A 25,047-nucleotide genomic window follows, 5' to 3' on the forward strand; every position below is an offset into this window, starting at 1 on the left:
CATCGGGGGATGGCCGCAGCCACTCAACCTCTCAAAAGCTCGACCGGAGTTGAATTGAACTCAATGGAACATCTTGGCCGAAAGCTACCCTCCATCACAGCCTTACGGGCATTCGACGCCGTTTGCAGGGCTGGCAGCATGAATGCCGCGGCTCGCGAGCTGAACGTCACCGCCGGCGCGATCAGCCGGCAGATCAAGTCGTTGGAGGAAGATCTCGGGGCGCCACTCTTCCGTCGAGGCAACACCAGCGTCCGGCTAACGCCGTTCGGCGAGCGGCTGCGCGACGGCATCGTGCCGGCGTTCGACCGTATCGAAAGCGTGACACGCGAGGCCCGTGACCATAACCGTATCGGGCCACTGACAGTCGCATGTTTGCCGACCTTCACCTTGTTGTGGTTGTTGCCGCGTCTTGGCCGTTTCGCCGAGTTTGCCCCCAAGACGGAACTGCGTATTGTCTCGCTGCTTAGCCGCGACATCGACTGGGAAAACAGCGAAATCGACGTCGTCATCGATGTCGGTCGCTGGCCGGTGCGCAGCGACCTGATTCAAACCTCGTTCATGCAGGATACGCCGGGGCTCGTCGCCGCGCCGGGCTACTGGGAAAAGCTCAAGGCGCAAACCCCTTCCGGTAGGGATGAAGAAGTGCTTGCCTCCGGAACCTATCTCTCCATTCGTAGCCGGCCATATCTGTGGCGAACCTGGTCGGCGAGCAGCGGCCATGTTCTGCCTGCCGAACCGCGCGAGATATGGGTCGATCACATGTTCCTCGCGCTGCAGGCCGCCAAGTCGGGCATCGGCTTTGCGCCTGCGCCAAAGGTCTATGTCGATGAAGACATCTCGGAGGGTCGCCTCATTGCGCCGCTCGGCTTCGTCAAGAAGCCAGTGCCGTACTATCTTGCCTGGCCGCGCAGCCGCTCGGACGACCGCCGGATCCGGTCGCTTATCGGCTGGCTGAAGCGCGAAAACGCCCGGGTGATATAGTCGCAGACGCACATTGATCCCAGATCAACTCCGACGGCCTTTCCTTCGCTTGAGCTTTGACGCTCCAAACTTCCATTGTCTCCGCGGGCCTAGCCCAAAGTAACGGAAGCTTGCGGAGGAGATCATGACTGCAACAACTCCCGACCTCACCGAAAATCTCCTGGCGCCGATCGCGGCTCGTTGCATGCACCAGGAAAGCAACCTTCCCGGTCGGATCATCGGCACGGATCCGGTCAATACTAGTTTCGTAGTACCCCCGCGCGCCTCTAATGCAGAGGGGCAGCCGGTCGTAGCGACGGAGCAGTTTCTACCAGCCTTGGATCGCGCCCTCGCCTCATCCAAGCCGCACCTGACCCAGATCAGGTTCGATCACAAGACATTGACACCGGGTAAAAGTCTCAGCGCCGTCCATGCGGCAGTCTCATGACGAAGGCAGGCGGCTTCGACGATGCTCGCGTTGCCAGCGGCACTTCCGGCAGTGTCGTGGCTTCCCGCCTCGCGCAAGCTGGTGCCCCAGCCTGTCTGATCGATGGTGGTCCGGAGCGACAGCGCCTTGTGGTCGCATCGGTGGTGCCGTCCATCGTCGGCAACAACAGCGCTTCGACTACCAAGGCCGGTGAGAAGGGCGCCAAAGTGCCGCTTCGGGCGGCAGATTCTTCAAACGAAACCATCGCTGCAACCGATCTCGGGGCAGTCTAACGTTTTTTGTCCAATTACATCTGGAGACACCGTGACAATCTCACCTTCCGCCAATCTCGCTGGGACGATCGCCGCGTTGCCGAAGATCGAGCTACACGTTCATCTCGAGGGCGCGATCCAGCCCGTGACCCTGCTCGAACTGGCCAAGCGCCATGGCATTCAGCTGCCGAGCTCCGATGAAGCTGGTCTGCGCGAATGGTACAAGTTTCGCGACTTTCCGCATTTTGCCGACATTTATCAGCAAGTGTCGAAGTGCCTCCGCACGGTCGATGACATCGAGCTCATCTGTTACGATTTCCTCGCCTTCCAGCACCGGCATAACGTCGTCTACACCGAATTCCACTTCACCGCATTCACGCATTTCGGCAACTACGGACTCCCCTTTCGGGGCCAGCTCGCTGCGCTCAACCGAGCCAGGCGCCGAGCTAAGGAGGAATTCGGCATCGGATCAGGCATCATAGTCGACATATCGCGGAACAAGCTCAACTCGGATGAGGGGCTGATAGTCGCCGACTGGGGTAATCGATGCGCACGGAGACGGCGTCGTGGCTCTCGGGCTTGGCGGATACGAACCCGGCCACCCGCCGAGCAAATTTAAGGCCGCACTGGATCGAGCCCGAGACGCGGGTGTTCCACGGGTCATCCATGCAGGTGAGACCAGCGGCGTCGATAGCATTCGCGAGGCGGTGGCCGTTGCGTCGCCGGTCAGGATCGAACACGGGGTGTTCGCGCTCGAGGACCCGGAACTTGCGGCACGGATGCGTGATCAAGGCATTGTTTGCGATGTCTGTCCAACCAGCAACATCATGCTCGGTGTGTTCAAACGCTGGGAGGACCACACGCTGCCGCACATGCTCGCTGCCGGGCTGCTGCCCACCCTCAACACTGACGATCCACCTATGTTTGGTACTGACATTTCGATCGAGCACGCAAGCGCCGTTGAAAAACTTGGACTTACGATCGAAGATCTCCAAACGATGTATCGCAACGCCGTCCACGGAGCACTGTGTTCCCAGAGCGACAAGAGCGCATTGCTGGAGATCCTGGCTAAGACGTAGCTGTCCGGTGAGCGCCCCGATCAGGCTGCATTGAGCAGGCGCGTTTTGCGCGCAAGTTTCCACGGCAGCAGTTCGTGGAGGAGGATCTGTGAAGTGGTGGCGATGCCAACCAGGCGATCGAACCGACGTCGTTGAGCTTTGGCGGTCGTGATCAGCGTGGTCATGGCCGCAGCCTGCGTCGCGCCATATTCGGATCCGGCAATGAGCCAGGATTTTCTGTCCAATGCTAGCCAACGAGAGCCTGCTTGGCGGCATGTTCGCCAGGCAGATCCCGCCGCTGTCGGGAAGGCAATGAAGCGCTGCCAGCGCCTGGGCAGATAGTCGATCGGCCTGATGACACAGGCGACCGACATTGCTTGCTGAGCGAGGCTAAATGTCTGCTCAGTTTTGTGTTTGCGAGGATGTGTCCTGGCCTTTGTTGCGGAGCGTTTTGCACCAAGATGGCCCCAAGCCCTGGGCAGTGTGAGACCATGTATCCAGGAGATCCTGTAGTTCTTCCTTCGTATCCCTCCGGTGAGGACCGCCTTGCGGGCTGAGGGCGAACGTCGGAAGTCCTAGGGATAATCCTAGGAGTAGCCCTATGACGATGCCGCGGGTGGAGGTGATCACGTCGGTCGAGAGACGCCGGCGGTGGTCGCGTGAGGAGAAGGAGAGCCTGGTCGCGGCGTCTCTTGAGCCTGACGTGTCGGTGTCGGAAGTCGCGCGATCGGCGGGCATTCACGTCAGCCAACTCTTTCGATGGCGCAAGGACCTGTGTGATCGGGTCGATGCCGGTCCCTCGCAATTGGTCGCGGTCGAGATCGTTCCTGCTGCTGCGCCGCCCGCCGTTGAGGCGCCGGCGCCATCGGCGTCTCCCGGCCGACGTCGCCGCAAGAGCGGCATCATCGAGATCGAGCTTGGCGGCGGGCGCCGCGTCCGCGTCGATCGCGACGTAGATGCCGAGGCGCTGCGGCGCGTTCTGGACGCGCTCGGGTCCCGATGATCCCGGTTCCGAGCGGCGTGCGGGTATGGCTGGCGACCGGCCACACCGACATGAGGAAGGGCTTTCCGGGCCTGGCGCTGGTGGTGCAGGAGACGCTAAAGCGTGATCCGCACAATGGTCATCTGTTCGTCTTCCGCGGCCGTCGCGGCGATCTGATCAAGGTTCTGTGGCACGACGGCCAGGGCGCCTGCCTGTTCTCGAAGAAGCTCGAGCGCGGCCGCTTCATCTGGCCATCGCCGGCCGACGGCGCAGTCACTATCACGCCGGCCCAACTCGGCTATCTGCTCGAAGGCATTGATTGGCGCATGCCGCAGAAGACCTGGCGGCCGACGGCGACCGGCTGACGATTTTGGCCTTGCACATGGCGGTGGATGTGATTCCATCGATTGGTGTCCGCCGCTGAATCGCTCCCTTCCGACCTCGCCGCCGCCCACGCGATGATCCTCGCGGAGCGCGCCGCGCGCGTTGAGGCCGAAGCCCTTGCCGCCCGCGCGGCGGCGGTCAGTTCCGGGACGGAGGCGCTGATTGCACGACTGAAGCTGGAGATCGAGAAGCTCAGGCGCGAGCTCTATGGCAGCCGTTCGGAACGCAAGGCCAGGCTGCTCGAGCAGATGGTACTACAGCTCGAGGATCTGGAGGCGGACGCATCGGAGGACGAACTCGCTGCCGAGAGGGCGGCGTCCCAGACACAGACGGTTCGCTCATTCGAGCGCCGGCGCCCGTCGCGCAAGCCGTTCCCGGAGCATCTGCCGCGCGAGCGCGTGGTAATTGCCGCACCCGAGAGCTGCCCGTGCTGCGGATCGGTCCGGCTGTCTAAGCTGGGCGAGGACGTCACCGAGACGCTGGAGGTGATCCCGCGCCAGTGGAAGGTGATCCAGACGGTGCGCGAGAAGTTCTCGTGCCGGCAGTGCGAGGCGATCACGCAGCCACCGGCGCCGTTCCACGTCACGCCGCGCGGCTTTGCCGGCCCGAACCTGCTTGCCATGGTGCTGTTCGAGAAGTTCGGCCAGCACCAGCCGCTGAACCGGCAGAGTGAGCGTTATGCCCGCGAAGGCATCGAGCTGAGCCTGTCGACGCTGGCCGATCAGGTCGGCGCATGCGCGGTGGTGCTGCGTCCGCTGCATGCGCTGATCGAGGACCATGTGCTCTCGGCAGAGCGGCTTCACGGCGACGACACTACGGTGCCGATCCTGGCGAAGGGCAAGACGACCACCGGTCGAGCCTGGATCTATGTCCGCGACGATCGGCCCTTCGGCGGTGCATCACCACCGGCAGCCCTGTTCTACGCATCCCGCGACCGGTCCGGCGATCATCCCGAGCGGCACCTGAGGCAGTTCACCGGCATTCTGCAGGCCGACGCCTATGCCGGCTACAACCGGCTCTACCTCCGCGACCGCAAGCCCGGACCGGTGACGGAGGCGCTCTGCTGGAGCCATGCGCGGCGCAAGTTCTTCGTGCTTGCCGACATCGCCGCCAATGCTCGTCGGGGAAAGGCCGCGCCGCCGATCTCGCCGATCGCCTTCGAAGCCGTCAAACGCATCGATCTCCTGTTCGACATCGAGCGCGACATCAACGGCTTGGCTGGCGAGCAGCGTCTTGTCGTCAGGACCGAAAGAAGCGCGCCGCTCGTCGCCGAGCTGGAAGCATGGATGCGTGGCGAGCGTGCCAGGCTCTCGCGCCACGCCCCGGTCGCCCAGGCGATCGACTACATGCTCAAACGCTGGGCGGGCTTCGCTCGTTTCCTCGAAGACGGGTGCATCTGCCTGACGAACAATGCTGCCGAACGGGCGCTGCGCGGCTTGGCTCTCGGCAGAAAGTCGTGGCTCTTCGCTGGGTCGGACCGTGGCGCCGATCGCGCGGCCGTCATGTATACCCTGATCGGCACGGCAAAGCTCAATGATGCTGACCCGCAGGCTTGGCTCGCCGATGTGCTCGCCCGCATCGCCGACACGCCGCAAAGCCGGCTGTCCGAACTCCTGCCGTGGAACTGGAAGGCGCAATCTGCAAGATTGGCGGCATGAGCCACGCCGATCGCATCGCCCGCATCAGGATCCAGCTCGATGACTGGCAGCCAGCCATCTGGCGGCGCGCCGAGGTGCCGCTGACGGCAACGCTCAAGGCCTTGCACGACGTAATCCAGGCGGCCATGCCGTTTGACGACTATCACCTGTTCGAGTTCCGCGCCGACGGAAGGCGCTACGCCATCCCTAATCCCGAATGGGATAGCCTGCGCGATAAAACCTACTCGGCGAAGACCTTGCGGCTCGGCTCGCTGGTCGATCGCGGCATCATGCAACTGACCTACACCTACGACTTCGGTGACGACTGGAGGCACACGATCACGATCGAGGCGGTCGCCGATGCCGATCCCGCCGCCGAGTATCCCCGCTACATCGACGGCGCCGGCCGCGCCCCACCCGAAGATGTCGGCGGCATCCCCGGCTTCGAACTGTTCCTCGACGCCATCGCCGATCCCAAGCACGAGCAGCATCGCGAACTCAAGCGCTGGCACGGCCGTCCGTTCGATCCCGCACATGCCGATGAAGACGAAATCCAAACCCGGATGAAAAAGCTCGCCAGACGCCGCGCTCTCGGCAAGGTCGGCTTCGAGAAAAGCCGTAGTCAGGCACGCTGACAATCCAAGGCGGCCGCGGCCCCCACCGGAGGCTTACCTTCCTTCAACTTCCGGATGGTCTGCTATGACGTAGTTCCGTGCTGCCGGAAAAGATCGGCGGGCCTGATACTGGGAAGCACCAAGAGCTTGGCCGAACCAGTAGTTCCCCGCGAAGACACTGGATCTTGCGAGGAAGTGGCCGTCTCAAGAGTACTGTTGTTAGCCAGCTGGAACACTACGCGAATGGCACGTCCTGATTTCACCCGGAAATGCCATACATCAGAGCCAAGGATAAGCTCCAAGCTTAGCGGAGCCATATGCTGTCGTGGCAGAAGGCCTCAACGGTTGTTTCGCCGGCATTTGAAGCGTGTGCTGAGTTGGAAGCCAATGCCGTTATGAAAGCTTCCGCTCATGTCAACACTCAATGGCAGAACGACTTCATGAGCCGTAGTAACGAACGTCATTGTGCGTGACGTACTATAGGCCACACGCTCATGACAGGCAGGACAAAGTGAACGGAGCCCGTTCGGATTTCTCGAGATACCGGAAGGACGCCCTCCCCTTTTGCACCTGGAATTGACCAGTCATCGTAGTCCTGGCTATGTCCCCTGAGATAGATCATCACATTGATTGAACCGCCGCGCCGGGCTCTTCGCCAGAGAGACAATGTAGCACTCGGTTTTTAGCTGCTTTTGAGTAATGGTCGTGTGCCCGACGTCGCGTCAGGGCATCAAAAACGGAGATGTGCTCACCAGGCCTCCGTACGCTGAGGGTGCAGAAGTCAGGGGATGACGACCGCGCCCCCCTGACTCCAACACAAAAGGCATGCGCCTGCTTCGAAAAAGCGGGCTGCTACAATGCAGTCGTGGTCTTCTCTTGCGTCATTTTGTTGTGACTACGGCATAAACCTAGTTTCGAGCGGCAGCGAAGCCGGCATCTCGAATTTCTGTCAGAGATTGCAGGGGCGTGAGCGCCTCGGGGTCAATGGCTATTTCCAAGAGATAGGGTGCCTCGGCGTCAAGGGCCCTACGAAAAGCGGCCTCGAAAAGTTCAGTCTTGTCGATGCGTTCGCCAGCAACCCCAAATGACTTGGCAAAGGTCACGAAATCCGGATTGACGAGATCCGTTGCGATCACACGTCCAGGAAAATGCCTTTCCTGGTGCATGCGGATAGTGCCAAGCATGCCATTGTTCACGACAATGAACACGACGTTGGCGCCCACATGAACGGCCGTGGCCAGTTCCTGGCTGCACATCATGAAACATCCGTCTCCGTTTAAGGAGACGACGTGGCGGCCGGGGTGCGCCAGCTTAGCACCAATCGCTGCCGGAACGCTGTATCCCATCGCACCAGAGGTCGGCGCAATCTGTGTTTTCGGCTGACGGTATCTGAAGAAGCGATGAAGCCATACGGTGTAGTTCCCTGCACCGTTTGCAATGACAGCGTTGTCCGGTAGCATGTCCCGCATGGTCTTCATGACCGTTGCCATATTGACCTGCCCAATAGACTTCGGCGTGCTCTGAAACGCTTCGTATTCTATGCGAGCGTGATTTGCCCAATCTTTCCAGTCTCCGGTGATCTCATCCAGCGTCTCGACAGCCAAGCGCAGAAAAGCTCTAGGGGACGAATTGATGGCGAGATCCGGCTGATATACCCGACCCAGTTCAACAATGTTGGGATGGATGTGAACCAGTTTCATCTCGGCGGTTGGAATGCCTATCAAGGTGTACCCTTTGGTGACGTTCTCTTCGAGTTGCGTCCCCAGGGCGATGACCAAATCGGACTCTCTGAGGCGTTGCGAGAGTTTCGGGTTCTGCCCAAGCCCGAGATCTCCCACGTAGAGGTCGTCGTCGTTGTCGAACGCGTCCTGGGACCGAAATGCTGCTGCGACCGGAACCTTGAATGTGCGGGCGAACTGGGCGAGCGCCATACAATCGTCAGCGGCCCATGACCCACATCCGACGACCATCAACGGACGTTTCGCGTACGTCAGCAGTTCTCCGAAGCGGAGCACCTCTTCCCTGCCCGCGCTTGGCTGCACGTGACTGTAGCGGACAGCGTCCGGGACATCGGCTTTGCCAGAGAGCACGTCTTCGGGCATCGAGATGATCACTGGACCGGGCGTTCCCGACGTAGCGACGGAAAAAGCACGTGCAATCTGCTCGGGAATTCGGCTCGGATCGTCCAGTTCGACGGTCCATTTCGCCATGCCGCCAAACATCTGGTTGTAATCGACTTCCTGGAATGCCCCGCGGCCACGCATTCTTCTTGCAACCTGTCCGATGAACAGCAGCATCGGCGTGCCATCATGCGCTGCTGTGTGGACTCCGATCGATGCATGGGTGGCGCCAGGGCCGCGTGTCACCATGCAGATCCCGGGCTTGCCAGTTGCCTTTCCATAGGCCTCGGCCATGTTCGAGGCACCGGTCTCTACACGACAGGTTGTTACCCGGACACTGTCAGTGTGGTCATGAAGTGCATTGAGGACATCAAGAAAACTCTCTCCGGGGACGGTGAAAACGCGTTCAACTTGGTGGGCCAGGAGTTGATCGACTAGAATCTCAGCTCCGGTTCGCATTTTGGTCACCTTGGTTGAACCCATCTTGTGGCTGTTCCTGATCGAAGAAGCGATTTGGCTTCAGGAATACGGACAGCAAAAGCGCCCCTTCTTCCGAGCGGGCGGAGTGACGGCTGCCTGCCGGGCGCCACACAAAGTTCCCGGCGGTCGTGGTGCCGTCGTCGTCACCGAACGACCCCTTCAGAACGTATGTCTGCTCGATCCTGGTATGCTCATGGAGCGGGAGCGTTGCACCAGGCGCCCAATCAATAAGAACTGTCTGCAAGCCCCGTTCTATGTCTTCCAAAAGCACCTTGATCTTGATGCCAGCCCAACGCGTCTCCCGCCATTCTATGTCTTCCACCGTGACGAACCGCGAATCCAGTTCGCCTAGCTGTTCCTGTCCGGCCAAGCCAGGAGTTACTGCGACCATTGCCTTCTCCTCTGTCTACGAGCTGTTACGCGTGCAACGCTCGGCCGACATCCGCTGAAGATCAAGGATCGTTATTTTCAACTCACTTTCCTTCAACTCAACTCGAAATGCGGTGAGTTCGGCTGGCCAATTTCGACCGGGGTACGTTAGGGTTGCTGCGAACTGTACTGCTTCGCGTGCCATTTGCGCATCGCGGAGCGCCCACTCCAGTACCCTGGCTAAAGCTCCATCGACGGATCAGGACAGCCGGGCATTTCTCGGCTCGAACTTTTTACGCGCGTGTGATGGCGCAGGGCCGGTCGATAAAAACTCTGAACGAAAGCGGAAGAGGATCACTCGTGAGCCACATGATTACCGGGTCGCACCTCGTTGCGGGCGAATGGAGGGCTACCAAGAAAAAGTTCCTCTCATCGCCTGCTTCCGGTCAAGCACTTCCCTATTCTGTCGGCACGCCGGAAATTGTCGAAGAGGCCTGTAACGCTGCGGAGGCCGCATTTCAGTCTTACTCTGCATTGTCGCGCGCTGATAGGCGGCGTTTTTTGGACAACATCGCCTTCAAGATTGAGTGCATTGGAGATGACATCGTCGAGACTGCATTCAAGGAAACGGGGCTTCCCAAAGCGCGTCTTGACAGCGAGCTAAAGAGGACGGCCGGGCAGCTGCGATTGTTTGCAAAACACATCGCCGAGGTCGGCTTCCTTGATCTCCGGCATGATCGAGCGCTGCCCATGCGCCAACCGCTTCCGCGCCCGGACCTCCGTATGATGCAGCGCGCAATCGGCCCAGTCGCGGTATTCGGTGCCTCCAACTTTCCACTTGCCTTCTCCACGGCTGGAGGGGACACCGCAGCAGCGCTCGCTGCGGCGTGCCCTGTCGTCGTAAAGGGGCATTCAGCCCATCCGGGGACTGGTGAACTGGTCGCTCAAGCGGTCAATGACGCGAGGCGTGCCTTTGATCTGCATCCAGGAGTGTTCTCGTTTATCCAGGGAGGCGACCGAACAGTTGGTCAGGCACTGGTTACACATCCGTTGATCAAAGCTGTTGGCTTCACCGGGTCACATGCCGGCGGACGGGCGCTATTCAATCTGTGTGCAGATCGACCCGAGCCAATCCCGTTCTTTGGGGAGCTGGGGTCGATAAATCCCGTCTTTGTCCTACCTCAGGCGCTCGCCCACGAAGCGGAACACCTGGCAATTCGCTGGGCAGCGTCGCTCACGATTGGTGCAGGACAGTTCTGCACCAATCCCGGAGTCGTGTTTCTTCCAAAGGGCCAAGGCGAGGCGGAGTTCTTGGACGCGGCCAAAAGGGCTCTTGGCCAGCACGGCGAACAGACGATGCTTACGGAGGATATTGCCGAGTCTTTTCGAATGGGCCAGGCTAGGATCCGGGACGTTGCAGGTGTAACGGAAGTCGTGTCGTCGCCGTCGTCGCCGAGATGCGCGACTCCGGCCATCTATCATGTCGAGGCAGCCAGGTGGCTGCAGGAGAAGGCCTTGGCGGAAGAGGTGTTCGGGCCGTTGGGGATTATCGTTTCGTGCGAATGCAGCGAGCAAATGAAAGATATCGCCCAAAAACTCGACGGTCAATTGACTTGCACCATCCACATCACGCCGAACGACAGAGATGTGGTCGCTGACCTTCTTCGGATCCTGGAGCGTAAGGCTGGCCGGCTTATCGTCAACGATTTCCCTACGGGGGTCGAGGTAGCTGACAGTATGGTTCATGCGGGTCCATATCCATCTTCGACCAATTTCGGCGCCACCAGTGTCGGCACACTGTCCATAAGACGGTTCCTGCGCCCAGTCTGCTATCAGAACTTCCCGCAAGAGTTTCTGCCAGGTGAATTGAAGGACGTGTCATTCGCACGAGCCTAGATCGATGCCAGCCGTCGGCCGGTTGGCATGGCGTCGGCCGGCTTGTCGCGCCCAATTCTGGCTGCCTACCGTGCTGTCGCCGAAGCCCTGCATGGGTTCAGTGGCACCAAGAGGATCTCGAGGTGGATCCGCACACAACAACGCCCGTGGACTCGTCGCACGGTACTTCAAGATTTTGCCGGGTGGCTATCGGCTGTTGCTGCACTATCCGGTCAGGGCGTCAGGCAAGTAAAGTAAGCCAAAGGCTATCTGCCGCCGCGCGCAACCATCGCGACCGCCTGGTGGCACCGTGCCTGGAACGCACCTATGTGCATATGGGCGTCGAAGTGCGCCACTGCCGCGGTCAAGGCGGCGCGTGTGTAAGTGCGTTGCGCTTCAATATTGACGTTCTGCACGGATACTGGGAGCTTAGCGATGAGGGTGAACAGAGTTCGAACCAGCTTTCAGTCGGGAGGCATCACGTGCGTCGGCTATGTCTACCGCCAGGCTGATGCTGAATCAGCATTGCTGCCATGCATCGTGATGGCGCATGGGTTCGGCGGCACCCAGGAAGGCTCGTTGAAAAGCACTGCGGAAGACTTCGCGTCTGCTGGTTTCATGGTCCTGACATTCGATTATCGCTACCTCGGCGAGAGCGGTGGCGACCCGCGCCAGATCATCTCGATCAGCGGGCAGCTTGAGGACTGGCATGTGGCAGTTGGTCATGCACGTTCGCTTCCGGGTGTCGACCGGGCAAGGATCGCCATATGGGGAAGTTCGCTCAGCGGCGGCCACGTGGTCGAAGTGGCAGCCCGGGACGATAGGATCGCCGCCGTCGTGGCACAGGTGCCCTTCAACGGCTTCCCCAGCAAGATCGAAGGCCGGAGCAGAGCCGAAACATGGCGGCTGATGCTTGCAATCATCAAGGACTGGTGGCGTGGCGCGACCGGAAGACCGCCATTTTACGTGCCTGCCGTCGCTCCGCGCGGCGAGCTCGCGGTCATGGCATTCGACAAGGCTGCAGATATCATCAGGTCCATGTCCAACGAGACCTGGCGTAACGAAATTGCGCCGCGGGTGCTTCTCGAAATGATGTTCTCCTATCGGCCGGGCCGCAAGGCGCACCGGCTGAAGATGTCGATCTTGGTGTGCCTCGCCGAAAACGACGCCCAGACGCCCTCCCGTCTGGGCCGCAAGATTGCAGACAATGCGCCGCTGGGAGAACTCCGCCGCTATCCATGCACGCATTTCGACTTCTACCGAGACAGCATTCGTCAGACTGTCGTCGCTGACCAGATAAGCTTCCTCGAGACCCAACTCGTCATGCGGCCGAACTACAGGCGCAGGGCCGATCCGGTGCAGACCATCGGCACATCAGGCGATGCCCGCCCAACCGTTCCGGTGCGCGAGCATCGCGAAGCAGAGCCGCATGATGGCGGCATCGTCGATCATCGGCCGCTTCGTTGACAAATATCTGACCGCCGAACTGGACGAGAATCTGACCGTCATTGGCGACAGCATCGATGGCCGCACGCATCATATCGACCGTGGCGACGCGCCCGTCAGCCGAAGGGCGGCATCGCTTGCAGGCGCGATCTCCTCGCCGCACCGTGCGAGTGCGAGGTTGCCCGCGTCGGCGGCGAACTGGCCGCGACGAAGGGCCTGCCGTTCCGAGCCACCACCGATGGCAAGAATGTCTCCGGCAAGTTCACCGGGACCGTCCAGCTATCAAGCGGCAAGTTCGCACTCGTCGAGCAGAGCCATGATTTCACGTCGCCTCGCTTCGACACGCAACAACGCCCCTTGCTTTGGCGCGAACCGTTCGCTTGGCGACAAGCGATCCTAAAGTCCTGGACGAGGCGGGGATTGCGTGGGTCATAAACTTCGATGCTGACAGCGTCGCCAAGCTCCATGCTACGGCAAGAGATGGCTTGGGACTGACTGGTGCACTCCGGAAATTGCTTCGTTGCCGAGCGCGCCCGTTATATCAGTCCGTATATATGGGCGGCTGGTTCATGAGCGATATCGGTCGGCAGTTATTAGGTTAGACTCGGACTGATTGTTGCGCCGTGCGAAGCTTAGTAGCGCTGCGGCTGCAACGCTTAGAGGCAGGGCTTGGGCGGAGATTTGCTGGTCGATGGTCTATACCGCATCGTCAGCGCGGCCGACAATGTCGGCCTTGCTGTCGTAAAGTTGGATGTCCTGGATTGCGGCGACGAAACGCAAATCACTCTACGAGGGTATGGATTTGCGCCCCTGCCCTCGCATCTCGTTCGGCCGTATGCCGTTGGCAACTGTGCGGAAACTTCTGGCGGGGTCTTGATCAGACGCAGGCCGTTCTCCAGAAACACAACTATACTGCTCTCGAATAACACAACGGCCGACGCAGATCCGGGCATGCACAGCGCTTGAATTGCAGATCGGCTACCGGCTGCCTGAACAACTACCATGTGCATGCGAAGGTACTGAAATCTCCCACAAAAATCGAGCAGTATGCCCGCGACCAGTCGGCATGCACCGGAAAACGCAAGCCATGCCAATGGCTTAGCGTGTTTCGGGCATGCGCTTTTATCTCGCCGTCCTCTGTCGTTTCGTAAGCGTCCGGTCCCGACACCTCGTTGGCGTAGTGCAAAATCGCTGCATGTGGAGTTCCTTCGTAGCAAGGAGGGTCTCCGGTGAATTTGAGACATTTCGAGAACACGGCGCGTAAGTCCTTCTGGGTGGTTCACGTCGAAGCGTGGCGTCAGAGCCGGTTGGCGCACACAAACTATTGCCGCCATCACCATCTCAACCGGCGTATATTCGAGCGCTGGCTTGACCACCTGATGGGCAAGGAAGCAGCGCGCAAACATGCGGAATCGCAGGCACAATTGCGCCGAGAAGCGTGTCCGCAACAACGCCAGAAAGGGCCGCGCCGGCGTCAACGCCAACGTTTTGGCGTGAGCACGGATGTGCGCAATCGTGTGCTTCGGGCGTTCTGGGCAATGCATGTCGAGGCGATGAACTGGACCGGCATGGGCGTTCGCGAATACGCCGCGGCACTGCATCTTTCGCCCTATGCGCTGCGCCGTTGGCGTGACCGCTTGGAGCTGGCGAGGCCGAGCCCCGACGGGTACTAACGGCCGGCGCTGGTCCGTGTAATCAACCTGGCCAGTGTCTTCGACCCGAGCGCCAGCCTCCCGTAGCAGTTGAGACAATCGCTTTTTGGACTCCTTGCCAAAGGCGCGGTTGGCGGCAACCGCGTAAAATTCCGTTAATAAATCCGATATTCTTAAATATTTAACCACATCCTGCAACTCTGTTGTTGGGGAGTTACGCTATGAATGAACTTCATTTTGGCGATAATCTTGACGTACTGCGAGCCATGCCTGCAGAGTCGGTCGATTTGATCTATCTAGATCCGCCATTTAATTCGAACGCAAATTATAATGTCCTCTATGGTACCAAGCACGGTGGCGCGTCGAAAGCTCAATCCCATGCGTTCGAAGATACCTGGACTTGGGGCATAGACGCGCAACGAGCGTTGGACGAGACGGCAGCGCGCCATTTTGAAGCCGGTGCTTTGCTTGACGCCTTTCAAAAGGTATTCGCCGGCAGCGATATGATGGCGTACCTTGCGATGATGGCTGTTCGCCTGATTGAGATGCGGCGCGTCTTAAAGCCCACCGGATCGCTCTACCTCCACTGTGATCCCACAGCCAGCCACTATCTAAAATTGATCTTGGACGCGATCTTCACCGTTAGGAACTACCGAAACGAAATCATCTGGAGGCGCACCAGCGCCCATGCAAACGCGAGCCAGCGGGCCGCAGCCGTGCATGACGTACCAAATCTATACACCCTATAGCCCCGAATACGTCGCGGAACATTTTGTCCACAAGGACCCCGATGGACGCCTCTTTAGACGGTCGGACTTGGTCAATCCTGCGGTTAGGCCGAATCTTCGTTACGACTATCACGCGAGCAATGGCCGCGTGTACAAGCCTCACTCCAATGGCTGGAAAGTGTCACTCGAAGTCATGCGGCAGTTGGACCGGGAGAACAGGCTTTTTTTCCCCGCGAAGGACGACGCACGGTTGCGAAAGAAGATTTATCTAGACGAGAGCCCGGGTGTAGCAGCTTCCGACGTCTGGGACGACTTGCCGCCTATACATGCCAGCTCACAGGAACGACTGGGATACCCGACACAGAAGCCTGAGTCACTTTTGGAGCGCATTGTTTCCGCGTCATCAAACAAGGGTGACGTTGTGTTGGATCCATTTTGCGGGTGCGGCACGGCTATTCACGCCGCCGAACAGCTAGGTCGCAAGTGGATTGGTATTGATGTCACCTACCTCGCCATCCACGTCATTGAAGAACGCCTTGTGAAGGCATTCGGCCATAGAATTAAGGGTAGCTATACTCTTTACGGGCGCCCCGAGGATGCCGAAGACGCGAAGGCTCTCGCCGCACGTGATTGGCTCGAATTCCAAAAATGGGCCGTGTTCACACTTGACGGCTTGCCCAAGGACAGACCTGGCGCTGATGGCGGCATCGACGGCATTATTCGCTATCACCAACTTGGCAAGGACCGTGCGAGCCGCGCGATAGTATCAGTGAAGGGCGGTTTGAACGTAGGCGTGGATGCAATTCACAAACTTAAGTCCGTGGTAAAGCGCGAAGAAGCGGAGATAGGCGTTCTCGTTTGCGTTAATCCTCCGACAGGACCAATGCTTCGCGAGGCCGCATCCGAAGGCGAAACTGGCCCCTCAACGAGGCGCGTTCCAAGGATTCAAATCGTCACTATCGAGCAGCTCTTTCACCCAGCCCCTGTTCTTCTGCCGGGAATGGTTGACCCGCCCGAGGTGCTATCAGCTCCGTTGTCGCCGGCCAAACGCGGGCGAAAGCGGGTAGAGGGCCAGACGGAGATGCTTTTCCCAATAGAGGGTACAGCGGAAGCGCAAAAGCGCAAAAGCAATCGAACAATTCGCTCCGTCGATATCGAAGTTACCAGATCGGCCTACACGCGTAAATCCAAATAGGCTATTTCGCCTTTTCGCCTTCGTCCTTTGGTGGCGACGACTTTGGTGATGAAAATCTGCCCGCGAAAGTACCGAGTTCTCTCATTGCCCCGCTGCCGCGCCCCATGCACAGCGCTGATCCAGCGGCGGCAAGCAGGGCGATAGCCGCCCTGTGCCGAGCGCAGCGTGACACAATTCTATCGTTTGCAGCACGGCAGGGACCGCAACTGGCAGCCCAGTGGGGTGTTAACCCTCGCCTTGTGGTGGCCGACCTGGATGCTGCCTTGCGCATCATGTTGACGGAACTGGCCGACGAGCCGATCCCGTACTCGGACGACGCCCCATGACGCCCGCCGAAAGCACCGAGGGCGCACACCCGCGAGGGCGAATAATGCCGGCGCCGCACGGCCAGGCGGTGCGGGAGTGGTGGCGCGAAGGACTCGCCGTCGATCAATCAAACAGCGAACGGCTTGGGGTTTCTAATGATCGTTGACACGATTGGGACAGCGATTGAAATTCGGCTCACCGACCAACAGGCCGCCACCGAAAGCTCAATGAGCAACGAAAGCGTCTCGGGATCAAAGTGCTCGACCTCGAGGAAATAAGCGGCGTATCGGCTAGTGCTTTTTTGCGTGGAAAAGCACCACCCGACGGCCGTCATCGGCGCGCAGCCCATCGTTTCAAAACATGGTGTCGATTGCCGAAACACTCGGTTTTGAGACGATCATGCGCAGCATGGCAGGGCGCGACCTTCACATTGGCAGCGCCAAGGCCGCCATGATCCTTATCAACGCCGAGCGGCGGTCACGCGGCTGGACTTTTGCGGACTGTCAGACGGCTTCCGGTATTTGCGCTTCGACATTCTTCGCCTTGGCGTCAGGCTCACATGATGCCCGTATGTCCACCATGGTCGCGATAGCGGGCGCGATGGGGTTTGACTTGGTCTTGAGAGAACGGGAAGGCTCGCGGTACGTCCGCGCGTGATGGCACTCCCATCGTTTTCAGCTAGCGTCGACCACCCCTTCGCGCTCCAGTACCGCTCTGATATCCTCAAAGATCGCGGATATGCGACCGGCCGGAAACCTGACCTGCCCTAGCCCTTGGATATTGGTGAATTCTTCACATCCCTCCTCCAGTAGGACGATAGCCTTCGTGAAACCAAGTCTGCCTTGGAACAATCCGACTTCATGGATGACGTTCATGCGGGCCTGCATCTTGCCATCGGCACGTTCATCTTCGGCGGTCATGATCACAAAGGCCACCGCAGCGGAATCAAGCATCTCCGAAAGGCGGGCGATATTGGTGATGCCGGCGACCGGCACTCTGTTGAACTCATCGTGAGGCAGGGCTAGCCGGTCCTTTACGAAGTCCTTTAGCTCGCGCCAGGCCGATGAACGGCCGTGTCCGATAAAGACGTTGGTCCCAATGCGGTCATCCGATTTTTTCTGCTTTGCCTTGCGCTCCAAATGGGAACCCGCCTTTCGCGCGATTTTTGCGGCTCGTTCGCAGAGATCTTGAGGCAGCTTCAACGAAGCGACTTCGGCCTTCACCAACACATGAGGTGGCACCCTGGTCCCTTGGCCGACTGCGGTTGTATCCCTCGTCATTACCTGACCCTTGTTGTGCCAGCGGTCCGCTATAGCCAAAGGCGACAGGGACTCCAATGGCTCAAGTTCTTCGAGCAACTTGCTCAGAAACCTGTCCGCCCGATGCTCAATTTCGTTGCTGAGAATGGATACGATATTTGCTTTGGCGTCATCGAAGGCCGCGAGAGCATCTTTTGTGTCCGACCGAGCCTGGGCCAGATCGGAGAAGCCGGCTTCACCTTCTATAGAACCCCTGACCTCAGCGGGGTCATACTCTACCCATTCACCGTTAGAACTCTGGCTGTGCATAGTATCCATCAGGCCCCACTCTTGACTAAAGTGCGCTCCTGGAGGGGCAGGCCTCAGGCCTTCGTAATACACATTGGCGTGATAGCCGAGCCAGGATCCTGAGGCTGAACGATCTAGCTGTCTGGCGGCGCTTTCCAGCGAAACTAGTCCTTTGATCCACGACGAACCCAACAGCGTAGCGGCTTGCCCTTCGAGCTTAGTCGCAATCTGGTAAAGCTCATTAGAAGCGTCCATTCCATCCCCCATGCAAGTCTCCGGTAGCCCAGCTTCCTATATCATCACGGGACTACGGCACAGGCACCTCGATGACGTTGTTGGGATTGTCAAGCGCGCTTGACCGATTCCGTCAGTGTAGCGGAAAGCTTAGAAAGAGAGGGGTAGGTTAAATTCGGGGAGATTCGGATGAGCAACGCAGTCGATCATCAAGTCAGAGTAATAATTCAGAACGCCGGTCGGTTAGTGCAGGACGCGGAAATATTGTTCGAGAACTGGCGGCACGCATCGGCACTGGTCCTTGCAATTTACGCTATCGAGGAACTTGGCAAGGCCTCGCTCGTCACGTGGAAGGGCCTTACAGAGACCACGGGCAAGCAGCCGCGCTGGCACGAGAAGAAGCAGTCGGTGCTGGGGTCCCTGTACGGAGCGTATGTTGCCGTCGCATCCGTCAGCGTGGTGATGCAGCGTGTCGGCGTTGATGAGGGGCTCTCCGGCAAGCCAGAGTTCTTCCATTCGTTCGTGGATGCGCTCAAGACCCATCCCGAGACGGCTGCCTTCGCTGATGGACTGTTTGAGGCGGTCGTCGAGATTGCTGCTGAGGGTCTGGCTACCGACAAGAAGGCGCATCTCCTTCGCGAAGCAACCCAGGGCACCATCGAGAAGCTGAAGCGGAACGCCCTGTACGTCGATCTGCCTTTGCAGGAGCACAGTCCGGCAACGGTCACGAGGGAGACCGCTGGCGAGTGGGTTCATCACGCCCGCTTCTTCTACGACTTCAAACGGGGCGCTGGTGTTGGGCATTATCCAGTTATCCTGCCGGATGAGAGCTTCGACAGACTATTCGGCGAACTGAAGTCAGTGCTCGCGACAAAACGGATGGAGCGAACGCCCTCCGGATTTCGCTACGTTGACGGTACGGGAGACCCCAGCGACCAACCCTAACGACGACGGCATAGCCTCTCGCACATATCTTCAGCGCGCTCGCGACCGACTGCATAAGCAGTCTTCGGTTCTGAGTTTCGAGCCAGCCGTACGCTTGGGCCGCCACCATTTTCCGGAATGAATGCGTCGATCGTCGAACTCTTTAGCTGTTCGCCACGTTCAAGACGGGCGATCGTATCAGGCGATACCTCCGCGTTTCGAGCAAGGTCTCGCGTTCCCTATCAGCGTGACGCGTGAAATCACATTGAAGCGCAGCCAGTCTTTCGAACACCTGGTCGTCTCTGCCGCCGGCCGTCAACGTGGCACTATTTAGGAATTAGTCCGCTTTCTACCAAACGACGAATAGCCTCAGAACGCGTGGGTAGATCAGGTTGGTTACGACGCCATTCGTCGATCCGCGCCAGCAGTTCGCTGGAGAGCCGCAACTCAAAGCGTTCAGTTTTCATTTCCGAGGAGCTAGGCGTGTTTGACAATATGCGCGTCCGTAATGTACGGTATGTACGTAAAAATTACTGCCTTGCAGCCAAGCGACGTGCTCCAACACGCCGCTTGGCCTGACCATAAACTAAGCTGTTGAGGAGCTGGGATCATGGCTGATTCCGACCATAGCATGAGTTTTGTGCGCGTCACGCGGCGGCTGGCGCTTGGCGGGTTGTTTGTCGTCAGCAGTGAGTGGCCTTTGGGCGGGAATGCGCTGGCCCGGGCGACAGCGGGGACAGACGTTGTGCCGACTCCAGCACCAGACCCAGCGGTGGAGGTGTGGCACGATTGGAATGCCGCATATGAGCAAGCAATGTGGCGCTGTGACCGGCTGCAGGAACTCGAGGCAGCACTTGCCGAGCGAGTGGATGGGCTTTGGACGGTTGTGAGCAGCCCTGACGGCGAGGAGACCATCGTTTGCTCGAAGGCAGCGCTGGACCGGTTTATCGGCGAGCGAACGGACATGGCGGAGATCCGCGCCAAGGCCGAAGCTGAACTCGACGCGCGACAAGCACATTTCGAGGTGGTTGCGACGGAGATCGGTTATTTCGAGGGACTGAGAGCTGAGCAGGCAGGCTTTGCAAGGGTCGCGGCACTGCTGGAGGCGCTTTCCGGGACGCCCGCCGTCTCGCTTTCAGGCGTTGTAGGCAAGCTCGATGCGGTGTTGCGCAACGGCGCGGATTGGGAAGATCGTTCGGCCTTTCCCTGGCCACAAATCCGCTCGGCGCGCGAGGATCTGATGCGGATCGGGCGCCAGCTGACACCGCATGCGTTTTTCCCGGACGGTAGACGGTGAGGCTCGCCTCTCCCCTGCCCTATCGGACAATTCGCCGGGTGGCCTCATTGCATGTGGCTTTCACGGCGGAGCCGGTCAAGGTCAAGGCGGGTTGGCGCCAAGGCCTTGACCGGCGTTTCTGTTTAGGAGAGGGCGCCGAATGCAGGTCATTGCGCGCCACGTTGCTACGACCGCATTTTCCCCCTTCCCGGCCAGCATATCTGGCAGCTTCATCGCCGCTTCGACACCACGAAGCGAGGAAGCCTATGGCAGAAGACAACGTGACGGCCGCCGACGCACGGCACTCTCCGAGCACCGACAGGCCCAGAACCCATCCGGCGATCCTGGCTCTCGCCTGGCTGATCGGCCGCGGCATGGCAAGAGAGCGCTTTGCAAACACAACGGACGCCAGAGCCGGCCCCAACTCTCACGCGGCCAAGGCAGAACCACCGGGCGAAAGAGCCGGCGACGGCAACTCCGACACCAGCTAAACCGAGAGCATTGTTCATGACCATGCGCGTCGCACTTTATGCCCGCTACTCTTCCGACCAGCAACGGGCAGCCTCGATCGAGGACCAGTTCCGACTCTGCCGCGAACATGCGGCGCGCGAAGACTGGGAGATCGCCGGCACCTACCAGGATGCCGGCATCTCCGGAGCAAGCCAGATCCTGCGGCCCGGGATCCAGAAGCTGGTCCGCGACGCCCAATGCGGATTGTTCCAGTTGGTACTGGCCGAGGCCCTTGACCGCATTTCTCGCGACCAGGCCGACATTGCAACACTCTACAAACATTTGAAGTTCGCCGGCGTGCCGATTGTCACGCTCGCAGAGGGCGCGATCTCCGAACTGCATGTCGGCCTCAAGGGCACGATGAATGCCCTGTTTCTCGGGGATCTCGCCATGAGGACCCGGCGCGGATTGCGCGGCCGCGTCGAACTCGGCAAATCCGGCGGCGGGCTGTGTTACGGCTATCGTGTCGTCAGGCGTGTCGACGAGCGCGGCGAACAGATCAAGGGCGACCGCGAGATCGACACCGATCAGGCCGATGTCGTCCGCCGCATCTTCCGAGAGTTTGCCGTAGGCATCAGTCCACGCGCCATCGCCAAGAACCTCAACGACCAGGGCATAACTGGCCCCGCAGGCAAGCTGTGGAACGACACCACGATCCGCGGTCATGTCAGGCGCGGCACAGGCATCATCAACAACGAACTCTATGTCGGTCGACTGATGTGGAACCGCCAGCGCTATGTGAAGGATCCCGCAACCGGCAAGCGCGTCTCCCGGCTCAATCCGGAGAGCGAATGGATCGTCACCGACGTGGCCGAGTTGCGCATCGTGGGCGACGAACTCTGGCAAGCGGTCAAGGCGCGCCAGAGCGAGATCGCAGACAGGTCCGTCAACCTGACCACTGCTGTCCGCGCTCACCACATGCGCAACCGGCTGAGCAGTGCCCGCCGGCCGAAGTCACTGCTGTCGGGGCTTGTCTTTTGCGGGTGCTGCGAGGGCCCCTATTCCCTGCGCAGCGTCGACCGCTTCGCCTGCTCCAGCCACACCAGCAATGGCTCATGCCCGAACAAACGCACCATAGCGCGGAGCGAACTGGAACAGCGGGTGCTCGCCGGCCTGAAGAACCGGATGATGGCGCCGGAGGCAGCCGCGGTCGCGATGAGGGCCTGCGCCGAGGAAACGAACCGTCTCAACCGTGAGCGCCGCGCCAATGCCGACGGCTGGAACGCAGAATTGGTAAAGGTCGAGAAGCAGATCCGCAGCATCATCGAGGCCATCAAGGCCGGGATGTTTCAGGTGAGCATGAAGGCCGAGATGGACGCGCTCGAGATGCGCAAGGTCGATCTCACGAACCAGCTTGCCGCAGCTCCCCAGGACAAGCCGGACCTGCTGCCGAGCATATCGTCACTCTATGCCCGGAAGGTGGCGCATCTGACCGAGGCGCTCAACCATCCGGACGACCGGCCGCAGGCCGCAACCGCGCTGCGATCGTTGATCGAGAAGATCGTTCTGACACCTGGCGCGAAGCGCGGCGAGATCGAAGCTACGCTGTACGGAGAACTGGGCACGATCCTGAACTGGACCGAGCGGCAGGCTGTTGGGTCTGCAAACAAAAACACTCCCGGAGCAGGGCTCACGGGAGTGTCGTTATCAATGGTTGCGGGGACAGGATTTGAACCTGTGACCTTCAGGTTATGAGCCTGACGAGCTACCGGGCTGCTCCACCCCGCGCCACCGGACATTTTGCGACAGGCAAAATGTCCTTTTTCAACGCTTTCCGACTTTTGCCACGGGCAAAATGTCTTTTTGTCTGGCTTTTGCCAAAGGAAAGGGCCGCTTACGCGGCCCGTCTACCCGTTGGCGGGCCTTTTGTATCGAGAAGATTTAACATGCGCTTGGCAGACCTGGCAGCGACTTACTCTCCCGCGTCTTGAGACGAAGTACCATCAGCGCTGGAGCGTTTCACGGCCGAGTTCGGAATGGGATCGGGTGCAGCCGCTCCGCCATAACCACCAGGTCGGCAAAGCGCATGTTAATCGAGAAGCTGTTTTTGTGCTTTTGTCGTTTTTCGTGACGATCCCTTTGGGATCGCACTGCGATGAACATAAGGAATGAGAACGATCAAGCCTATCGAACTATTAGTACCGGTAAGCTTCATGCGTTGCCGCACTTCCACACCCGGCCTATCAACGTGGTCGTCTTCCACGGTTCTCAGGGAATACTCGTTTTAAGGTGGGTTTCCCGCTTAGATGCCTTCAGCGGTTATCCCGTCCGGATATAGCTACCCTGCTATGCGGCTGGCGCCACAACAGGTCCACCAGAGATCCGTCCATCCCGGTCCTCTCGTACTAGGGACAGATCCTTTCAATATTCCTACACCCACGGCAGATAGGGACCGAACTGTCTCACGACGTTCTGAACCCAACTCACGTACCGCTTTAAATGGCGAACAGCCATACCCTTGGGACCTGCTCCAGCCCCAGGATGCGATGAGTCGACATCGAGGTGCCAAACAACCCCGTCGATATGGACTCTTGGGGGTCATCAGCCTGTTATCCCCGGCGTACCTTTTATCCGTTGAGCGATGGCCCTTCCACACGGGACCACCGGATCACTATGACCGACTTTCGTCTCTGCTCGACTTGTCAGTCTCGCAGTCAGGCGGGCTTATGCCATTGCACTCGACGACCGATTTCCGACCGGTCTGAGCCCACCATCGCGCGCCTCCGTTACTCTTTAGGAGGCGACCGCCCCAGTCAAACTACCCACCATACATTGTCCCGGACCCGGATAACGGGCCGCGGTTAGACATCCATAGAGATAAGGGTGGTATTTCAAGGGTGGCTCCACCAAGGCTGGCGCCCTGGCTTCAAAGCCTACCACCTATCCTACACATGCCACTACGAATGCCAATGTAAAGCTATAGTAAAGGTGCACGGGGTCTTTCCGTCTAACCGCAGGAACCCCGCATCTTCACGGGGAATTCAATTTCACTGAGTCTATGCTGGAGACAGCGGGGAAGTCGTTACGCCATTCGTGCAGGTCGGAACTTACCCGACAAGGAATTTCGCTACCTTAGGACCGTTATAGTTACGGCCGCCGTTTACTGGGGCTTCGATTCAAAGCTTGCACCTCTCCTCTTAACCTTCCAGCACCGGGCAGGCGTCAGACCCTATACGTCGTCTTGCGACTTCGCAGAGCCCTGTGTTTTTGATAAACAGTCGCTACCCCCTGGTCTGTGCCACCCTCACCCTGCTTGCGCAGGAAAGGGTCACGCTTCTTCCGAAGTTACGCGTGCAATTTGCCGAGTTCCTTCAGCATAGTTCTCTCAAGCGCCTTGGTATACTCTACCAGTCCACCAGTGTCGGTTTCGGGTACGGTCTATAAGGAGGAGCTATTTCCTGGAACCACTCCGCTGCAGGGATCAATCCAATAAGACCCCACAACATACGTGATCCGTCACTTCCTCCAGGCCCACGAATATTAACGTGGTTCCCATCGTCTACGCATTTCTGCCTCGACTTAGGGGCCGGCTAACCCTGCTCAGATTAGCTTTAAGCAGGAACCCTTGGACTTTCGGCGGGGGTGTCTCTCACACCCCTTACGTTACTCATGTCAGCATTCGCACTTCTGATACCTCCACCGCCCCTCACAGGTACGGCTTCGTCAGCTTACAGAACGCTCCGCTACCGCTTGCAGCAAGCTGCAAACCCTAAGCTTCGGTGTATGGCTTTAGCCCCGGTACATTTTCGGCGCAAAGACCCTTATTTAGACCAGTGAGCTGTTACGCTTTCTTTAAATGATGGCTGCTTCTAAGCCAACATCCTGGTTGTTTTGGGATCCTCACATCCTTTCCCACTTAGCCATAACTTGGGGACCTTAGCTGTAGGTCAGGGTTGTTTCCCTTTTCACGACGGACGTTAGCACCCGCCGTGTGTCTGCCGACTAGTACTCCCAGGTATTCGGAGTTTGGTTAGGTTTGGTAAATCGGTGAGATCCCCTAGCCCATCCAGTGCTCTACCCCCTGGGGTATTCGGTCGACGCTCTACCTAAA

General features: G+C 59.2%; 23 protein-coding genes, 1 tRNA gene and 2 rRNA genes (1 of these 26 running past the window's edge). 19 read left to right on the top strand and 7 right to left on the bottom strand.

All coding sequences use genetic code 11. From position 1 onward, the window contains the following. Positions 1–9 precede the first annotated feature (9 nt). The 5 genes from Amn_RS22935 to Amn_RS22955 all read left to right on the top strand — a co-directional run bounded on the left by Amn_RS22935 (position 10) and on the right by Amn_RS22955 (position 2,738). Positions 10–981, top strand: coding sequence for a LysR substrate-binding domain-containing protein (locus Amn_RS22935; protein ID WP_286292194.1), 972 nt, complete (start codon positions 10–12; stop codon positions 979–981). 124 nt (positions 982–1,105) lie between these two features. After that, the gene (locus Amn_RS22940; protein WP_286292196.1) at positions 1,106–1,408 is read left to right on the top strand and encodes a hypothetical protein; all 303 of its coding nucleotides are present in this window, start codon (positions 1,106–1,108) and stop codon (positions 1,406–1,408) included. Then, complete coding sequence (locus tag Amn_RS22945) at positions 1,405–1,680, top strand: hypothetical protein (RefSeq protein ID WP_286292199.1); 276 nt, start codon at positions 1,405–1,407, stop codon at positions 1,678–1,680. The genes Amn_RS22940 and Amn_RS22945 overlap by 4 nt, the downstream gene beginning before the upstream one ends. Before the next feature lie 31 nt (positions 1,681–1,711). After that, entirely contained in the window at positions 1,712–2,278 is a 567-nt protein-coding gene (locus Amn_RS22950) for an amidohydrolase family protein (RefSeq protein ID WP_286292202.1), read from the top strand. Beyond that, a complete protein-coding gene (locus Amn_RS22955) occupies positions 2,226–2,738 on the top strand; it encodes an amidohydrolase family protein (protein ID WP_286292204.1) in 513 nt (170 codons plus the stop codon). The genes Amn_RS22950 and Amn_RS22955 overlap by 53 nt, the downstream gene beginning before the upstream one ends. A gap of 20 nt (positions 2,739–2,758) precedes the next feature. On the opposite strand, the gene Amn_RS22960 is transcribed toward Amn_RS22955, so the two are convergent. Then, positions 2,759–2,902, bottom strand: coding sequence for a hypothetical protein (locus tag Amn_RS22960; RefSeq protein WP_286292206.1), 144 nt, complete (start codon positions 2,900–2,902; stop codon positions 2,759–2,761). 416 nt (positions 2,903–3,318) lie between these two features. Here Amn_RS22960 and tnpA (Amn_RS22965) point away from each other — a divergent pair, with 416 nt between their 5' ends. The 4 genes from tnpA (Amn_RS22965) (at position 3,319) to Amn_RS22980 (ending at position 6,355) form a co-directional block, all read left to right on the top strand. Next, complete coding sequence (gene tnpA / locus Amn_RS22965; RefSeq protein ID WP_286288512.1) at positions 3,319–3,720, top strand: IS66-like element accessory protein TnpA; 402 nt, start codon at positions 3,319–3,321, stop codon at positions 3,718–3,720. Continuing rightward, entirely contained in the window at positions 3,717–4,064 is a 348-nt protein-coding gene (gene tnpB, locus Amn_RS22970) for an IS66 family insertion sequence element accessory protein TnpB (protein ID WP_286288509.1), read from the top strand. Before tnpA (Amn_RS22965) ends, tnpB begins: the two co-directional genes overlap by 4 nt. Before the next feature lie 93 nt (positions 4,065–4,157). Then, positions 4,158–5,741 carry an IS66 family transposase gene (gene tnpC / locus Amn_RS22975; protein ID WP_286297879.1) on the top strand — a complete coding sequence of 528 codons (1,584 nt, stop codon included), beginning with the start codon at positions 4,158–4,160 and terminating at the stop codon, positions 5,739–5,741. Beyond that, positions 5,738–6,355 (top strand): plasmid pRiA4b ORF-3 family protein, encoded by a 618-nt coding sequence (locus Amn_RS22980; RefSeq protein WP_286288506.1) that lies wholly within the window; start codon positions 5,738–5,740, stop codon positions 6,353–6,355. The genes tnpC and Amn_RS22980 overlap by 4 nt, the downstream gene beginning before the upstream one ends. 887 nt (positions 6,356–7,242) lie before the next feature. On the opposite strand, the gene Amn_RS22985 is transcribed toward Amn_RS22980, so the two are convergent. Beyond that, positions 7,243–8,937 carry a thiamine pyrophosphate-binding protein gene (locus tag Amn_RS22985; protein ID WP_286292209.1) on the bottom strand — a complete coding sequence of 565 codons (1,695 nt, stop codon included), beginning with the start codon at positions 8,935–8,937 and terminating at the stop codon, positions 7,243–7,245. Then, positions 8,897–9,325 (bottom strand): cupin domain-containing protein, encoded by a 429-nt coding sequence (locus tag Amn_RS22990; RefSeq protein ID WP_286292211.1) that lies wholly within the window; start codon positions 9,323–9,325, stop codon positions 8,897–8,899. The genes Amn_RS22985 and Amn_RS22990 overlap by 41 nt, the downstream gene beginning before the upstream one ends. 338 nt (positions 9,326–9,663) lie before the next feature. On the opposite strand from Amn_RS22990, the gene Amn_RS22995 reads away from it, so the two are divergent. The 7 genes from Amn_RS22995 (at position 9,664) to Amn_RS23025 (ending at position 17,162) form a co-directional block, all read left to right on the top strand. Continuing rightward, positions 9,664–11,199, top strand: coding sequence for an aldehyde dehydrogenase (NADP(+)) (locus Amn_RS22995; RefSeq protein ID WP_502874737.1), 1,536 nt, complete (start codon positions 9,664–9,666; stop codon positions 11,197–11,199). Positions 11,200–11,580: 381 nt separating this feature from the next. After that, positions 11,581–12,645, top strand: a complete 1,065-nt coding sequence (locus tag Amn_RS23000) for an alpha/beta hydrolase (protein ID WP_286292214.1) — start codon at positions 11,581–11,583, stop codon at positions 12,643–12,645. A 111-nt stretch (positions 12,646–12,756) separates the two neighbouring features. Continuing rightward, a complete protein-coding gene (locus Amn_RS32745) occupies positions 12,757–13,059 on the top strand; it encodes a DUF3363 domain-containing protein (protein ID WP_502874771.1) in 303 nt (100 codons plus the stop codon). A gap of 794 nt (positions 13,060–13,853) precedes the next feature. After that, positions 13,854–14,297: an IS66 family insertion sequence element accessory protein TnpA gene (gene tnpA / locus Amn_RS23010; RefSeq protein ID WP_286292218.1), complete on the top strand. Its 444-nt coding sequence runs from the start codon at positions 13,854–13,856 to the stop codon at positions 14,295–14,297. 200 nt (positions 14,298–14,497) lie between these two features. After that, complete coding sequence (locus Amn_RS23015; RefSeq protein WP_286292221.1) at positions 14,498–15,025, top strand: DNA methyltransferase; 528 nt, start codon at positions 14,498–14,500, stop codon at positions 15,023–15,025. Next, complete coding sequence (locus tag Amn_RS23020; RefSeq protein ID WP_286292223.1) at positions 14,997–16,199, top strand: DNA methyltransferase; 1,203 nt, start codon at positions 14,997–14,999, stop codon at positions 16,197–16,199. The genes Amn_RS23015 and Amn_RS23020 overlap by 29 nt, the downstream gene beginning before the upstream one ends. A gap of 666 nt (positions 16,200–16,865) precedes the next feature. Continuing rightward, on the top strand, positions 16,866–17,162 hold the full coding sequence (locus tag Amn_RS23025) for a hypothetical protein (RefSeq protein WP_286292226.1): 297 nt from the start codon (positions 16,866–16,868) through the stop codon (positions 17,160–17,162). A 17-nt stretch (positions 17,163–17,179) separates the two neighbouring features. On the opposite strand, the gene Amn_RS23030 is transcribed toward Amn_RS23025, so the two are convergent. After that, entirely contained in the window at positions 17,180–18,319 is a 1,140-nt protein-coding gene (locus Amn_RS23030; protein WP_286292229.1) for a TIR domain-containing protein, read from the bottom strand. A 156-nt stretch (positions 18,320–18,475) separates the two neighbouring features. Here Amn_RS23030 and Amn_RS23035 point away from each other — a divergent pair, with 156 nt between their 5' ends. The 3 genes from Amn_RS23035 to Amn_RS23050 all read left to right on the top strand — a co-directional run bounded on the left by Amn_RS23035 (position 18,476) and on the right by Amn_RS23050 (position 22,691). Further along, positions 18,476–19,231, top strand: a complete 756-nt coding sequence (locus Amn_RS23035) for an AbiV family abortive infection protein (protein ID WP_286292231.1) — start codon at positions 18,476–18,478, stop codon at positions 19,229–19,231. Between the two features lie 589 nt (positions 19,232–19,820). Next, complete coding sequence (locus tag Amn_RS23045; protein WP_286292233.1) at positions 19,821–20,507, top strand: hypothetical protein; 687 nt, start codon at positions 19,821–19,823, stop codon at positions 20,505–20,507. Positions 20,508–20,999: 492 nt separating this feature from the next. Then, entirely contained in the window at positions 21,000–22,691 is a 1,692-nt protein-coding gene (locus Amn_RS23050) for a recombinase family protein (RefSeq protein WP_286298134.1), read from the top strand. Here the strand turns inward: Amn_RS23050 and Amn_RS23055 are convergent. The 3 genes from Amn_RS23055 to Amn_RS23065 all read right to left on the bottom strand — a co-directional run. Then, positions 22,648–22,724: transfer RNA gene (locus Amn_RS23055), tRNA-Met, on the bottom strand. The two genes, Amn_RS23050 and Amn_RS23055, sit on opposite strands and share 44 nt — an antisense overlap. A gap of 171 nt (positions 22,725–22,895) precedes the next feature. Continuing rightward, positions 22,896–23,010 (bottom strand): 5S ribosomal RNA (rrf, locus tag Amn_RS23060). 100 nt (positions 23,011–23,110) lie between these two features. Then, a 23S ribosomal RNA gene (locus tag Amn_RS23065) occupies positions 23,111–25,047 on the bottom strand; it runs 875 nt beyond the window's last position.

Origin of the sequence: Aminobacter sp. Y103A (genome assembly GCF_030294925.1) — a bacterium.
GTDB lineage: Bacteria > Pseudomonadota > Alphaproteobacteria > Rhizobiales > Rhizobiaceae > Aminobacter > Aminobacter ciceronei.

Coding starts and splice junctions, on each gene's coding strand:
- Amn_RS22935 (WP_286292194.1), top strand. CDS start 10: ATGGCCGCAGCCACTCAACCTCTCAAAAGCTCGACCGGAGTTGAATTG.
- Amn_RS22940 (WP_286292196.1), top strand. CDS start 1,106: ATGACTGCAACAACTCCCGACCTCACCGAAAATCTCCTGGCGCCGATC.
- Amn_RS22945 (WP_286292199.1), top strand. CDS start 1,405: ATGACGAAGGCAGGCGGCTTCGACGATGCTCGCGTTGCCAGCGGCACT.
- Amn_RS22960 (WP_286292206.1), bottom strand. CDS start 2,902: ATGACCACGCTGATCACGACCGCCAAAGCTCAACGACGTCGGTTCGAT.
- tnpA (WP_286288512.1), top strand. CDS start 3,319: ATGACGATGCCGCGGGTGGAGGTGATCACGTCGGTCGAGAGACGCCGG.
- tnpB (WP_286288509.1), top strand. CDS start 3,717: ATGATCCCGGTTCCGAGCGGCGTGCGGGTATGGCTGGCGACCGGCCAC.
- tnpC (WP_286297879.1), top strand. CDS start 4,158: ATGATCCTCGCGGAGCGCGCCGCGCGCGTTGAGGCCGAAGCCCTTGCC.
- Amn_RS22980 (WP_286288506.1), top strand. CDS start 5,738: ATGAGCCACGCCGATCGCATCGCCCGCATCAGGATCCAGCTCGATGAC.
- Amn_RS22985 (WP_286292209.1), bottom strand. CDS start 8,937: ATGGGTTCAACCAAGGTGACCAAAATGCGAACCGGAGCTGAGATTCTA.
- Amn_RS22990 (WP_286292211.1), bottom strand. CDS start 9,325: ATGGTCGCAGTAACTCCTGGCTTGGCCGGACAGGAACAGCTAGGCGAA.
- Amn_RS23015 (WP_286292221.1), top strand. CDS start 14,498: ATGAATGAACTTCATTTTGGCGATAATCTTGACGTACTGCGAGCCATG.
- Amn_RS23020 (WP_286292223.1), top strand. CDS start 14,997: ATGACGTACCAAATCTATACACCCTATAGCCCCGAATACGTCGCGGAA.
- Amn_RS23025 (WP_286292226.1), top strand. CDS start 16,866: ATGGTGTCGATTGCCGAAACACTCGGTTTTGAGACGATCATGCGCAGC.
- Amn_RS23030 (WP_286292229.1), bottom strand. CDS start 18,319: ATGGGGGATGGAATGGACGCTTCTAATGAGCTTTACCAGATTGCGACT.
- Amn_RS23035 (WP_286292231.1), top strand. CDS start 18,476: ATGAGCAACGCAGTCGATCATCAAGTCAGAGTAATAATTCAGAACGCC.
- Amn_RS23045 (WP_286292233.1), top strand. CDS start 19,821: ATGGCTGATTCCGACCATAGCATGAGTTTTGTGCGCGTCACGCGGCGG.
- Amn_RS23050 (WP_286298134.1), top strand. CDS start 21,000: ATGCGCGTCGCACTTTATGCCCGCTACTCTTCCGACCAGCAACGGGCA.